This is a genomic window from Mycobacterium sp. shizuoka-1 (assembly GCF_002723835.1).
GTDB lineage: Bacteria > Actinomycetota > Actinomycetes > Mycobacteriales > Mycobacteriaceae > Mycobacterium.
The window spans coordinates 1-12410 of record NZ_BEWG01000013.1 but is presented as its reverse complement, the minus strand read 5'-3'; the positions used below and the strand labels follow the sequence as shown (position 1 = coordinate 12410).

At 67.5% G+C, this 12410-nt stretch carries 15 protein-coding genes; 6 read left to right on the top strand and 9 right to left on the bottom strand.

Going from position 1 to position 12410, the window contains the following annotated elements:
- A complete protein-coding gene (locus tag MSZK_RS03150; protein ID WP_099244755.1) occupies window positions 1-792 on the top strand; it encodes a phosphotransferase in 792 nt (263 codons plus the stop codon).
- Here the strand turns inward: MSZK_RS03150 and MSZK_RS03145 are convergent.
- The 6 genes from MSZK_RS03145 to MSZK_RS03120 form a co-directional block, all read right to left on the bottom strand.
- Entirely contained in the window at window positions 789-1112 is a 324-nt protein-coding gene (locus MSZK_RS03145) for a zf-TFIIB domain-containing protein (RefSeq protein ID WP_099244753.1), read from the bottom strand. The genes MSZK_RS03150 and MSZK_RS03145 overlap by 4 nt on opposite strands.
- An 84-nt stretch (window positions 1113-1196) precedes the next feature.
- A complete protein-coding gene (locus tag MSZK_RS03140) occupies window positions 1197-2021 on the bottom strand; it encodes an ABC transporter permease (protein ID WP_099244751.1) in 825 nt (274 codons plus the stop codon).
- Window positions 2011-2820, bottom strand: coding sequence for an ATP-binding cassette domain-containing protein (locus tag MSZK_RS03135; RefSeq protein WP_099244749.1), 810 nt, complete (start codon window positions 2818-2820; stop codon window positions 2011-2013). The genes MSZK_RS03140 and MSZK_RS03135 overlap by 11 nt, the downstream gene beginning before the upstream one ends.
- Window positions 2817-3269 (bottom strand): MarR family winged helix-turn-helix transcriptional regulator, encoded by a 453-nt coding sequence (locus MSZK_RS03130; protein WP_099244746.1) that lies wholly within the window; start codon window positions 3267-3269, stop codon window positions 2817-2819. The genes MSZK_RS03135 and MSZK_RS03130 overlap by 4 nt, the downstream gene beginning before the upstream one ends.
- Window positions 3270-3295: 26 nt before the next feature.
- Entirely contained in the window at window positions 3296-3796 is a 501-nt protein-coding gene (locus tag MSZK_RS03125; protein ID WP_099244744.1) for a metallophosphoesterase, read from the bottom strand.
- Window positions 3797-3809: 13 nt separating this feature from the next.
- Window positions 3810-3989, bottom strand: coding sequence for a hypothetical protein (locus MSZK_RS03120; RefSeq protein WP_099244742.1), 180 nt, complete (start codon window positions 3987-3989; stop codon window positions 3810-3812).
- Window positions 3990-4072: 83 nt separating this feature from the next.
- Here MSZK_RS03120 and MSZK_RS03115 point away from each other — a divergent pair, with 83 nt between their 5' ends.
- The 5 genes from MSZK_RS03115 to MSZK_RS03095 all read left to right on the top strand — a co-directional run bounded on the left by MSZK_RS03115 (window position 4073) and on the right by MSZK_RS03095 (window position 9560).
- Window positions 4073-4372 carry a hypothetical protein gene (locus MSZK_RS03115; protein WP_199203170.1) on the top strand — a complete coding sequence of 100 codons (300 nt, stop codon included), beginning with the start codon at window positions 4073-4075 and terminating at the stop codon, window positions 4370-4372.
- A gap of 25 nt (window positions 4373-4397) precedes the next feature.
- Window positions 4398-5612, top strand: coding sequence for a CoA transferase (locus tag MSZK_RS03110; protein ID WP_099244740.1), 1215 nt, complete (start codon window positions 4398-4400; stop codon window positions 5610-5612).
- A complete protein-coding gene (locus MSZK_RS03105; RefSeq protein ID WP_099244738.1) occupies window positions 5609-6409 on the top strand; it encodes an acyl-CoA thioesterase II in 801 nt (266 codons plus the stop codon). The genes MSZK_RS03110 and MSZK_RS03105 overlap by 4 nt, the downstream gene beginning before the upstream one ends.
- A 237-nt stretch (window positions 6410-6646) precedes the next feature.
- Window positions 6647-8911 carry an ATP-binding protein gene (locus MSZK_RS03100; RefSeq protein WP_099244736.1) on the top strand — a complete coding sequence of 755 codons (2265 nt, stop codon included), beginning with the start codon at window positions 6647-6649 and terminating at the stop codon, window positions 8909-8911.
- Window positions 8895-9560 carry a response regulator gene (locus tag MSZK_RS03095; protein WP_099244734.1) on the top strand — a complete coding sequence of 222 codons (666 nt, stop codon included), beginning with the start codon at window positions 8895-8897 and terminating at the stop codon, window positions 9558-9560. The genes MSZK_RS03100 and MSZK_RS03095 overlap by 17 nt, the downstream gene beginning before the upstream one ends.
- Before the next feature lie 17 nt (window positions 9561-9577).
- On the opposite strand, the gene MSZK_RS03090 is transcribed toward MSZK_RS03095, so the two are convergent.
- The 3 genes from MSZK_RS03090 to MSZK_RS03080 form a co-directional block, all read right to left on the bottom strand.
- Window positions 9578-9844: a hypothetical protein gene (locus tag MSZK_RS03090; RefSeq protein ID WP_099244732.1), complete on the bottom strand. Its 267-nt coding sequence runs from the start codon at window positions 9842-9844 to the stop codon at window positions 9578-9580.
- A gap of 434 nt (window positions 9845-10278) precedes the next feature.
- Window positions 10279-11163 (bottom strand): hypothetical protein, encoded by an 885-nt coding sequence (locus MSZK_RS03085; protein ID WP_099244730.1) that lies wholly within the window; start codon window positions 11161-11163, stop codon window positions 10279-10281.
- Window positions 11164-11196: 33 nt separating this feature from the next.
- Window positions 11197-12081, bottom strand: coding sequence for a hypothetical protein (locus tag MSZK_RS03080; protein ID WP_142389847.1), 885 nt, complete (start codon window positions 12079-12081; stop codon window positions 11197-11199).
- Window positions 12082-12410: the final 329 nt, after the last annotated feature.

The window sequence follows — 12410 nt, the reverse complement described above, 5'->3', positions numbered from 1 at the left end:
GTGCGGACCAGCTCGGGGGCGGACATCGGCATCGACGGCGCCGTGGTCATCAAGGTGCACCGGGTCGGCACCGACCCGGTCGACCTGGCCGTCCGATTGCACATAGCCGCGCGTCTGGGCGGTGCTGACGGCGCTCTCCTGGCGCCGCTGAGCGTCGAGCCGCAGGCCGTCGATGACCAGGAAGGTCGTCGGTGGTGCACGCGATGGCCGCGGGTCGACACCGTGCCGAAACGGCCCGCGGACGTGCCCTGGGCTCAGGCCGGCGAGCTGCTCGCACTGCTACACCTGGCTTCGTATCGGGAAGATCTCCCGCACGGCGGTGCGGCGAGAATTCTGCGGGCGGTGCACCGTCTTCCGGTCGACGCCCCCGCCGTGATCCGCCGCGCGGCCGCCTCGCTGTCCGACCGGGCCTGGCACGCCGGGTCCCCCGTCAGGCCACGCACGCTGGTGCACGGCGACTTCCACCTTGGTCAGCTGGGCCGCTCGGCCGACGGCCGGTGGCGGTTGATCGACGTCGACGACCTCGGCGTTGGTGATCCGGCCTGGGACCTGGCCCGTCCTGCGGGGTTCTGGGCGGCGGGGCTCATCCCCGACGGTGACTGGGGGTCGTTGCTGGCCGGCTACCGCGCCGCGGGTGGGCCCGCCGTGCCGGTTTCGGGCGATCCCTGGCCCGCTCTGGAGCCGCTGGCGCGCGCGGCCGTGGTGCAGGCAGCGGCGACGGGGGCACACCAGGCACCCGATGAGACGCAGGTCGAGCTGCTGGCCGCCTGCGAACGCATGAGTGCCGGTTAGCTGGAAAAGAACAGTCGGCCGAACCCACCCTTGCGGTAGCGGTGGCCACCATGGCTGCCCCAGGCGGGACCATAACCGTGGCTCGGTCCGTAGCCCGGTTGCGGGGGAGGAGGCGCCGCGCTGAAGCGGTTCTCCAGTTGAGTCAGGGCCTCCAGCTCACCGAAGTCCAGGAAGATACCGCGGCAGCTGTCGCATTGTTCGAGGTGAACGCCATTGCGTTCGTAGGTGCGCATCACTCCCGAACACTTCGGGCACAGCAGCAAGTTGCCGGGATTCGGCGATCCGGGAGACTTCGGCGGCTCATATGGCGGTATCGACATATGGGGTCAACGCTCGAGGCGGCTGCAAAGATCCCGCCCCGTCGAACACCGCGGGCGCACCTGAAGTGACCTTCGGTGACGAGGTCAGCGCACGAGCCGTCGCAACAGCGCCGACGCCGCCGCGATACCGGCCACGGCCGCCACAACCAGCACACCCAGATCCAGCCACGGATGCGCCGACGGGATCCCGACCAGCAGCAGGCGCAGCGAATCGACCTCGTAGCTCAGCGGATTGACCCGGGACAGCCAGCGCAGCCAGTCCGGCATCACCGCCACCGGATACAGCGCATTGGAGGCGAAGAACAGCGGCATAGTGATGGCCTGACCGATGCCCATCAGGCGGTCCCGGTTGCGCACCATCCCGGCCAGCGCCATCGACAGGCAGGCGAAGAACGCCGACCCGAGCATCACCACACCCATCGCGGCCAGGATGCGTAACGGATTGTGCGTCATGTGGATCCCCATGACATACGCCAGCACCAGCACACCGACCACCTGGGCCACCGACCGCACTCCGGCGGCGAACGCCTTGCCGGTCACCAACGCCGACGCGGGGGCGGGGGTGACCATCAGTTTGGCGAGGATGCCGGCGTCGCGATCCCAGACGATCTGGATGCCGTAGAAGATCGAGATGAACAGCGCCGACTGGGCGATGATGCCCGGCGCCAGAAACGCCAGGTACGGCACGGAGCCGGTGTCGATCACGTGCAGCCTGTTGAAGGTCGTCCCGAAGATCAACAACCACAGAGCGGGCTGCACCATGCGGGTGAAGAGCTCGGTGCGGTCATGACGCAACTTCTGTAACTCGACCCAGCCGAAGGTCTGCATCCGGCTGGCCAGGCTGGGCAGCCGGCGCCAGCCGCGCGGTGCCCGCAGCAGCCGGGGCGGGGTGGGCGACTCAACCGACATCGCGGGCCGCTTTCCGGCCGGCCCGGATTCCGCCGAGCCCGCTGTGGTCGGCGGTGTCGTCCAGCCCGGATCCGGCGTAGTGCCGGAAGACGTCCTCCAAGCTCGCCTCGGGGCCGACTCTCGTCTTCAGTTCGGCCGGGGTCCCCACCGCCCGAAGCCGGCCGTGGTGCATCAGCGCGACCCGGTCGCACAACACGTCGGCCTCTTCCATGTAATGCGTGGTCAGCAGGACGGTCATGCCGAACTGCTGTTGCATACCGGCTACCTGCGACCACACACTGTCGCGGGCAATGGGATCCAGGCCCACGGTGGGCTCGTCGAGGATCAGCAGCGACGGCTGGTTGACCAGCGCCTGCGCCAGTTCCAGACGGCGCACCATGCCGCCGGAATAGGTGCCGGCCAATCGGTCGGCGACCTCGAGCAGCTGCATCGCCTCCAGCGCCTCGCTGACTCGTTGCCTGCGCGCCGAGCGCGGCACGTCGTAGAGCCGGGCGAACCATTCCACATTCTGCCGCCCGGTCAGGGCAGGCTCGATCGAAAGCTGTTGGGGCACATAGCCGAGGTTGTATCTGATGTCCATGGTGTCGTGTCGGGCGTCGAGCCCGAAGATCCGCACCTGGCCGCGCTGGATGGGGGTCAACGTCGTCAGCAGCCGCACCACGGTGGTCTTGCCCGCCCCGTTGGGTCCCAGCAGGCCCAGGGTTTCACCGGTCTGGACCTGCAACGTCAGGTCGTCGACGGCGGTGAAGTCGCCGTAGCGGTGGGTCAGGTTCTGACAATCGATGGCGGGCGTGGTCACGGTCGCTTCTCCCGGAGTCGGGCGGTCACCTCGGCCAGCACCCGCATGCCGGCGGCCAAGGCCTCGGTCTGCTCGTCGTCCAGTTCGCCGAGCGCCTCGGCCAGCGCGGCACGGCGCGCGGCCCGGGACTCGTCGGCAATTCGCTGCGCCGGTTCGGTGAGGTCGAGCCGGCCTACCCGGCGGTCGTCCGGGTCCGGCGTGCGTACCACCAGGCCCTGGGCCGACAGTTTGGAGACCAGGGTGGAGGCGGTATTGGCCGCCAGCCCCAGTTCGGTGGCGGCCGCGCTGACCGAGATGCCCGGCTGCCGGGCAACGAGGCGCAGCAGCTCGGCCTGCGATTCGGTCAGCCCCGAGGTGACGAAGGAGGCGCCTGCCGCACGGCGGACCGTGCGACGGAACCGGCCGACGGTGCCGAACAACTCGGCGACGAGGTCGGTGCGCAGATCCACCTTGCCAGATTAGCTCTGTTTCAGAGCTAAGTCTTCTCGATGCGATGTTGGCGGACGTCGACCAGAACGCCGGGCCGGGTCAGGGCGGTCATGTACGTGCAGAACGGCTGGCGGCGACGGTCGGTCGGCGAGCCCGGGTTGAGCAGGCGTAACCCGGTGCGCGCGGTGGTGTCCCACGGGATGTGGCTGTGGCCGAACACCAGCACGTCGGTGCCGGGATAGCGCTGCGCCATCCGCGCTTCCCGTCCGGATGCCGCGCCCGTCTCGTGCACGACCGTGAAGCGCAGGCCATCCAGAGTGACATCGGCACACTCGGGCAGCCGGGCCCTCAGCTCAGGGCCGTCGTTGTTGCCCCAGCAGCCGACCAGGCGGGTTGCCCGCGCGGTGAGTTCGTCGAGCAGTCCTTCGGAGACCCAGTCACCGGCGTGCAGCACCACGTCGGCTCGATGGACCTCCTCCCACACCTGCACCGGCAGGTCCCGCGCGCGTTTGGGAAGGTGCGTGTCGGCCAGCAGCAGCAGACGCATGGGGCCGATCCTCTCATCGACCTCCGCGCTCGGTGCGGGCCTCCGCGCCGGTCTCCCCGGCGTCGATCGCGTCGTCGGGGCCGGTCGCGCCGACGTAGGTGCCGTCGTCACCGTTCTTGCCGGCCCGTGACGAGGCGACCTTCGGGTCCTCGTGGACGTCCTCTTCGCTCGTATCGCCGGTAGGGTTCGTCATGCCCCGCCGACTACCCCGCGGCCGGCGCGGCCAACCGCCTCCCCGGGTGTTTGGCCCGCCCTAGGGTGGGAACGGAGGTGATCATGGACCGCGACGATGTCGAGAAGCGCTGGCACGATCCGGCGGCCTTTCGTGCGGCGGTGACCTACGTGGTGTCCGTCGTCGTGGTGGCCGGGCTGGCCTTTGCGGCGGCCCTGCTCTGGCACTCGCGGATCGCCGGGATCCTGGTGCCGGCGATCCTGTTCGCCGGCGGGATCGGTGCGTTCGTGCAGACCTACCGGATCTGGCGGGCCGAGGGCGTCTGGCCCATCTGGCAGGCAGCCGGGTGGTTCCTGCTGGCCCTGATGCTGTTCTGCCTGGGTGTCCCCGTCGCGGTCTGGTGAATCGGGCACCCGCCATACTCGTCGGGTGACTGCTTCGCCTGACCTGCCGTTGGCCGGTGTCCGGATCGTCGAGATCTCCAGTTTCGTGGCCGTGCCGCTGGCCGGGATGACGCTGGCCCAGCTGGGCGCCGAGGTCATCCGCGTCGACCCGGTCGGTGGCGCGGCCGACTACCAGCGCTGGCCACTGACCGAGGCGGGCGAGAGCATCTACTGGGCCGGGCTCAACAAGAGCAAACGATCTGTGGCGGCCGACATGCGCTCGGAGGAGGGCCAGCGGCTGGTCACCCGGCTTATCGCGCAGGCCGGCATTCTGATCACCAATGTCGCTGGGCGGCAATGGCATTCCTATGAGGAACTCAGAGCTGCGCGCCCCGACCTGATCCACCTGGAGGTGGTCGGTCGCGGTGACGGGTCGACCGGAGTCGACTACACCGTCAACGCAGCCACCGGTTTTCCACTGGTCACCGGGTCGCCCTCGCAAAGCGGTCCGGTCAACCACGTGCTGCCGGCCTGGGATGTCAGCTGCGGCCTGTACGCCGCGCTGGCGATTCTGGTGGCGCTGCGTCGCCGCGACGCCGGCGGCGAGGGCAGCCGCATTCGGCTACCGCTCGACGATGTCGCGCTGGCCACCGCCGCCAACCTCGGCTTCCTCACCGAGCCCATGGTCAACGGCACCCAACGGCCGCGCCTGGGCAACGCCATCTACGGCCAGTACGGCCAGGACTACACCACCAGCGACGGCGCCACATTCATGCTCGTAGCCCTGACCAATCGGCACTTCCGGGACCTCGCCGCGATGACCGGCACGACGAAAGCCGTTGCCGCGGTTGCCGAAGCCCTGGGCGCCGACTTTGCCGACGAGGGCCAGCGCTACCAGCACCGCGCGGTGCTGACCGGGCTGTTCGCGCCGTGGTTCGCCGGCCACACTGCCGACGAGGTGAGCGCCGCCCTCTCGCAGACCTCCGTGCTGTGGGACCGTTACCTGGACTTCGCCGAAGTCGCCGCCGACGCCAGGGTCACCAAGAACCCGCTGTTCACTCTGTTGACGCAGCCCCGGATCGGCAGCTACCTCGCGCCGGGGCTGCCGATGTCGGTCGACGGTGAGCACATCGCCGCCCAGCCCGCACCTGCGCTCGGTGACGACACCGCCGCCGTGCTGGCCGAGCTGGGGCTGTCAGCGCAGGAGATTGCGCTTCTGGTCGAATCCGGCACTGTGTCAACGGGATCCGGGCAGCTATGAGCGTGCTGGCTCGGCTGCTCGACGTCGCGCCGGACCCCTCCGGGGCATTTGTGGGTGAGGCGAGCGGGCCGCCGGACAAACGTGCCTACGGTGGCCATCTCGCCGCACAGGCCATGGCGGCGGCCTGTCGCACCGTGGACAACGGTGCGACACCGACCAGTCTGCACGTGCAGTTCCTGCGCGGTGGGGATGCCGGTGCGCCGGTGCACTACGAGGTCGATCGCGTCTACGACGGCCGCACCGCGGTCTCGCGTCGGGTGCTGGCCCGCCAGGAGGGGCGGCTGTTGACCACCGCGACCGTGTCGTTCTCGGTGGCGGCGACGGGCCCCGAGCATGCTGCACACGCCACAGTGCCGCGCGATCCTGCGGACCTGCCTGCCACCGGCCCGATCGGTCCTGCGCCGTCGCTGCCGCTCGACGAGATCGACATCCGCACCGACGATGACTGGAGTACCGGGGAGTTCGTGCGCCGACTGTGGTGGCGGGTCACGGTGCCGCTGGCTGGGGAGCCCTGGCTGGCGCACTGTGCGGCGGTCTACGTCACCGACCTCTATGGCATCGATCCGGTGCTGGCCGTGCACGGACATTCGATGACCGACCGCAGCCACCGTACCGCCACCACCGACTCGTCGATCTGGTTCCACCGCCCCATCCGGGTGGGGGAGTGGAATCTGCTGGAATCGCGCTCACCGGCCGCTGCGCGCGGACGCGGACTGGTGACCCTGAACCTCTACGATGCCGAGAAGGTACTGACCGCCACGCTCGTTCAGGAAGGTCTGGCGATCGTCCGGGAGTGACGAAGCTGCATCGAACCACGTCGACGCTGCAGCGTCGACCGAACGGACGATACCGACGCTCACCGACCCCCGCTTAGCATCCGCTCCATGAGTCAGATCCTCGAGCGCGGTGAGCGATGACCAACACCGGTCTACCACAAGCTTCGTCGCGACGCGATTGGCGAGCGGACGCGCAATCAGCCGCACGACGTTGAGGCGGCGATGGATCCGGACCGCTCATCTGTCGGGGGTGGCGTCATGTCGGCCGATTCGGTGAGCTCTCCTGCCGACGATCTGAGCGCGTCGCTGCGCCATATGCTGGCGCCGGCGGCTCGGGTCGGCCTCCTGATGCGCAACTGTGTCAATCTCACCGTCGCGCTGGTGGTGTTGGCCGATCCCGGATCGCAGGCCCAACCGCGCGGTGAGTGGCTGATGGGTGTCGTATTCGCGTGGTCGCTGTATCGCGTGTTGTCCCAGTCGCGGCGCCCCGTCTTTCTGGCAATCGACTACCTGTTGGTCTTGGCCGTGTGTGTGGCGATTCCGGTGTTGGTCAGCGGTCCGCACTTCTACAGCTCCAACACTGCGCCCCAGGCGATCGCCGGCACCGCCGTGGTCAGCTTCGCCGTGTCAGTCGCACCGACCGTCAGCCTGCCGATGACGATGGGCATTGCGGCGCTGTACGCATGGGGCAGCGCACAGATCCTCGGGTGGTCGCATCTGGCACCCGTCACCGCACTCTATTACTTTGCTTTGCAGTGGATTACCGCTGCGCTGGTGCGCTTCACCTTGCTGCGGATCGCCACCACCGTCGACCGCACACGCGCCGCTCGGGCCGCCGCCGAACTGAACCAGCATGTCGGCGACGCTGTCCGAGACTACGAACGCGAGCAACTGGCATTGCTGCACGACACTGCGGCCTCAACTCTGCTGATCATCGGTCAGGGCGGACGATTGCCGACGGACCGGCTGACGGCCCAGGCCTGCCGCGATCTGACTCTGTTGGCGGAAAGTCCCTGGCAGGCACCGCCGCCACGACTGGAACTGGTCGCCGCTCTGCGCGACTGTGCGGCTCACATGAGTACTCCGGTGCGCTTCGAGGGGCGTGCATGCCTGTGGCTCGACGGAGAGAACGCCAAGGCGGTGATCGCGGCCTCCCGCGAAACCATGACCAATGTCGACCGTCACGCCGAGGCCAGCGAAGTGGTCGTCACGGTGACCGAACACACCGTAGTGATCGCCGACGACGGTATCGGCTTCGACCCACTGAGCCCGCGCACCGGTCGAGGGGTGACTCACTCGATCATCAAGCGGATGAGTCGGGCGGGTGGCGCCGCGGTGATCACCTCTGCACCGGGTGACGGGACGGTGACCGAACTATCATGGGCGCGAGCATCTTCCGATCCCACGGTGATGCTGCCTGCCGACCCCGACAGGTTCATCGAACGGGCTCGGGCCAGGTATGGGCTCGCGTTGATCGCTTATGCTCTGGCGAACCTGGCCTTCTCCGTTCCACACGCCGCGATGGGCGTCGGCCACCATCTGTTGAACGTCACGTTGGGTGTCGTCGCGGCCGGGAGCGCGTTGACCGCCGTGCCTGCCATCCGCGGTCGTCGTGACCGGCCGGCCTGGCTGGCCGGCTTCGCGTTGCTGGCTGTCACCGTCATCCAACCGCTGCTCTTGGATCCTGAAAGGCTCGGCGGATACGCACACTGGGCACAGGGTGCGATCGGCTGGTGCCTGTTGCCGCTGCTGCTGGAGCTGTCTACCAGGCGCGGTGCGATCATCTTGATCGGCTACTGGGCGGCTGGCGCGGTCGTGCAGTTCGCCAGCTATCCCACGGCCGCCACCCTGGTCAACATCGGCCTGGGCAGCGCCAGCATCCTAGGTGTCCAGCTGTTTGCTTTGGTGTTCAACGGGTTGATGCGAGACGCGGCAGCCGCCGCGCAGGTCGAGGTCAATGCCCATAAACGTATCGCGCTGCGCGAGTTGGTGGAACGCGCGCTGCGTGCCGAATATCAGCGCCGCTACGCCCAGCTGGTCGACAACGTCGTGCCACTGCTGCAGGCGCTGGCTGAGGGCGCTGTGGTCGATGAGCACTTGCAGGCCCGCGCACGGGTGCAGGCGCGAAAGATGCGGGCCCTCTTCGACCAGGCCGCGACGTTCGAGCATCCGTTCATGCAGGCGGTGCGGCGCTTGGTCGATGAGGCAGAGACGCGCCATGTCGGCGTGACGGTCGATCTGGCGGGCGAGATACCAGAGCTGCCCCCTGCCGAGATCGATGCTCTGCTGCGGCCGGTCGCCCAGCTGATCGCGCACACCAGCGAGTCGGCCCGGATCGTGATCAGCTGTTCGATTCAGGACGTTCTGGTAAGTGTGGTGTGCCCGGGATTGACCTGGCTGCCAGACCTTTCGGGCGATCCACTGGTGAACATCGACACCGTCGCCACTGACGAGATGGTGTGGCTGCTCGTCCGGCGCATGTCGTCGCTCGAAGGAGCGGACAGCCATGCACTCGCCGGCTGATCCGGCGCAGCCGGTCCACGTGGCCGTCATCGACGACCACGATGCCATCCATGTGGCCGTGCAGGTCTGGTGTCAACAGGCGCAACCGCCGTCATGTGCGGTGGACGGTTTCACCGGGGTGGCCGACTTCATGACGGCCGCCCTCACGCCGGATGTCGTGGTACTGGATCTTGAATTACGCAGTCGCCGGCCGGACTTCACCTCAGTTGAGCGGATCGTGAACGCGGGCCACCGGGTGATCGTTTTCTCGCATCTGGAGAGCGACGAGGCCATTCTGCGGACCCTTGACGTCGGTGCCATGTCCTACATCGCCAAGGCGGAGGGCCGAGACCACCTTCTCGAGGCGATCCGCGCCGCGGCGACCGACGTTCCCTATGTGGGTCCGCGGATGGCCAGTGCCATCAACAACGACCGTCGGCATGGCCGGCCCAACCTGACCGGTCGGGAGCAGGAGGTGCTGCTCGCCTGGTTCCAAACGGAGAGCAAGGATCTGGTTGCCCATCAGCTGTTCATCTCACCCGGATCAGTGAAGACCTATCTGCACCGAGTGAGGGTGAAGTACGCCGCTGTCGGCCGGCCGGCGCCGACCAAGGCCGCGTTGGTGGCCAGGGCCGTCCAGGACGGCATCATCAGTGTCGACGAACTCTGACCAGGGGCGGAACCAGGTCAGGGGATGTGCGGTGCCTGCCCGGAATCACCGAGATTGACGACATAGCAACGTGAACCACCGAAGCCCATGCCGTAGCCGCTGTCGCATCGGGTGAAATTGCCGACTGGGTCGACGGGGCCGTCGCATCGTTTACCTCCGCCGAAGAAGCTCACCGACACGCTGTTGCAGCCCGCGGACGCCGGTGCGGCCGTCGCGATCGCGCAGGCGGTGATGGCGCCCGCCGCGAATGCGCCCGCCGCCACCAGTGCAGAGATTTGGCTCATTCTTGGCTTCCTTTCATTGTCGCGATGAATTTCGCACAACGTCCTACGGGGATGAATGTCGACAGCGTCGACCAATTGAGACTCTCGAGGTGATCGCACCGCCGTTGGAGGCTGGTGCGGGAGCGGACCCGATGGCGAGACCGGGTCGGTGCGCCGTTAAGGTCTTGTCTGACAGTGCTTTCGCGGCTGGCGTTGGTGAACGTGTGCAAATGAGCGGTGATGTCGCGACATCGCTACCTCCATTTGCTGTCGGAGCTAATCAATAACGTGAAAATTACGCAATGCATTCATTTCAGTAAAGGCGTTGCGCGTTGAATGAGACGTTCGGCCGACAGCGAAAAAGCGCTTTAGCACGTTCGGCCGACAGCTGAGCGCGCACCAGTTTGCACGCCTGCAACGGCAGTAACTCCGCCATCGCGGAACTCATGTGGAAGCTAGGTGCCGAACTGGAAGTCGGCGAACTCCGCGGCCCCCGCCCACACGCGGACGACCGGGTGACCACACCGCGCGGGGCCGGTGGTGGTGGCGACCTGTCGACCGTCGACCGCCAAGGAGCTCGACTGCGGGTCGACGGTGATTTCGACGGTATGCCAGCGACTGTCGAGCTCGGCGGGGATCAGTCCGTTGTCGTCGTCGCGGGGATAGATCGCCATGCGATAGCCGCCTTGTCCAAAGTCGAATTGGACAGCGCTGCCGGTCAATTCGGCCTGTTTCGGATCGCCCGGTCCGAGATCGGCCAGCCCGATGCCGAACCCGCCTGGCACACCGGCGGTGTGCGACACGTCGCGCACGCTGCCGGTGAGCCGGAACGAACACACGGCCGGCCCCTGTTGGATCAACCCCGACCATTTCGTCTGCCAGGTGTCGGTGGTGTCGTGAGTGTCGAGCATCACGGACCGGCCGCCGTCGGTGAACCGGGCGTCGATCGCACCGAAGCGCGCCCACGACGAGAAGTCGACCTGATTGGAACCGGGCATCGGCCAGTCCGGGACGACCCCCACCTTGCTTCCGGCCGGCGGTCCCATGTCGGTGGTGAACGGCGCCACGTTCGGCCCGGCGATGGTGGGTGGGCGAGAAAGGGAGCCGATGACGACGAATGTGATGATGCCCAGCGTGATTGGCGCCGCGACGAGCGCGCCCAGCGCCCGGCGTGACAGCCCCCGCGGGGGCTTCGGCGGTTCGCCCGATTCGGTGCCGACCCCGTCCACCCAGAATGTCCATCCCGGCGGCGCCGGCGGCCACGCCGGGTCTGGTTGCCAGTCCGGCGTCGGCGAGAATCCGGCCGACACCGGCCACAAGGGCGGCGGGTTGAACCTCACCGAGAGCGTTCCGCGCCCGTCACGGGTGTCGGCTCAGGCGACAGCATTGCGGGTCCAGTCCGCGAGAAGCTCACGGTCGTAACCCTCTTGGCGAATCCGTAGATCGGTGTAGATCAGCACCTGCAGGGTCCGGAAGCAGGCGATCAGGACACCGAGGGCGAGGCACATGAACAGGATTTGGCCGACGAAGCCGGTGACAAACCCGACGATGAATGTCGGCACCATCAGCACCGGTGTGACACACACCGCCCAGAGGAAGTGAATCAACAGCAGCCGGCCGAAGACGGGCTTGGCCAGTTGCACGGACCGCTTGAGCGAGTCCATCACCCCCCGTTTCTCGAGGACGAGAATGATCGGGGCAAGACTCACCAGCAGGCTCAGCGCGAAGGTGCCGACGAAAATGGCCAGTAGGACGGCGTACATCGCACCGATCGAGAAGACGCCGGCGTTGAAGAACAGCGCGTAGACCGCGCTGGCGAAGATGACGTCGGGCAGGATGCCGAACACGGTGTAGTAGAACAACGTCAGTCGGCACACTGCGAACATCTGGCCGCGGGCGAGGCCGAACAACTGCCCGACGCGCACCCGTTCGCCGCGGACCGCCTTGTCCGTGGCCCGCACGGTCAGCGCGATCAACAGTGCATCGGCGGGAAGCGCAAGCGCGTAGATCAAGCCCATGATGACGAACGTGATCACCATGAAACCGGTGACCAGACCGCCGAGCCCGGGCGAGGCACCGGTCAGTGTGTCCGAGAACATCGACGAGGCCGCACCGGAGAGCATCTGGGTGACGGCGAGTACGACCGCGACGATGCCGGCGATGAACGTCACCAGGATCACCACGGGGCCACCGATCAGTGTGGGCCAGTTGCGCCCCACGATCTTGAAAGCGCTGCTGAACAGTTCGGACACCGTCATCTGGCGGAACGTAATGAACTGCACGGGTGCACTCGCACTCGCTACGGCGGACTGACCGAACTGCGGCGTTTGGGGTGGCGTCGGTTGCGCGAGCCCCCGCGCGGCGAGCAGCTCCTCGACATCGGGCGGCCAGGTCAGTCCCTTCGACCTGGTGTACCAACCGGCCGCTGCCAACCCTGCGGCAACCAGGAGCCAGCCGAAGCCCAGAACGAAGGCTGCGAGCATTGCGAGCGCCGCTGCGCCCCAGAGTGCATGGTGCGGTTGGAATCCGGTCCTGGCTTGCGCTGGTGCGCCACTGGGAGGGTCGGTGTGGGGCTGCGTCGGCGGGG

Coding starts and splice junctions, on each gene's coding strand:
- MSZK_RS03145 (WP_099244753.1), bottom strand. CDS start 1,112: ATGTCGATACCGCCATATGAGCCGCCGAAGTCTCCCGGATCGCCGAAT.
- MSZK_RS03140 (WP_099244751.1), bottom strand. CDS start 2,021: ATGTCGGTTGAGTCGCCCACCCCGCCCCGGCTGCTGCGGGCACCGCGC.
- MSZK_RS03125 (WP_099244744.1), bottom strand. CDS start 3,796: ATGCGTCTGCTGCTGCTGGCCGACACGCACCTTCCCAAACGCGCGCGG.
- MSZK_RS03120 (WP_099244742.1), bottom strand. CDS start 3,989: ATGACGAACCCTACCGGCGATACGAGCGAAGAGGACGTCCACGAGGAC.
- MSZK_RS03115 (WP_199203170.1), top strand. CDS start 4,073: ATGGACCGCGACGATGTCGAGAAGCGCTGGCACGATCCGGCGGCCTTT.
- MSZK_RS03105 (WP_099244738.1), top strand. CDS start 5,609: ATGAGCGTGCTGGCTCGGCTGCTCGACGTCGCGCCGGACCCCTCCGGG.
- MSZK_RS03100 (WP_099244736.1), top strand. CDS start 6,647: ATGTCGGCCGATTCGGTGAGCTCTCCTGCCGACGATCTGAGCGCGTCG.
- MSZK_RS03095 (WP_099244734.1), top strand. CDS start 8,895: ATGCACTCGCCGGCTGATCCGGCGCAGCCGGTCCACGTGGCCGTCATC.
- MSZK_RS03090 (WP_099244732.1), bottom strand. CDS start 9,844: ATGAGCCAAATCTCTGCACTGGTGGCGGCGGGCGCATTCGCGGCGGGC.
- MSZK_RS03080 (WP_142389847.1), bottom strand. CDS start 12,081: ATGACGGTGTCCGAACTGTTCAGCAGCGCTTTCAAGATCGTGGGGCGC.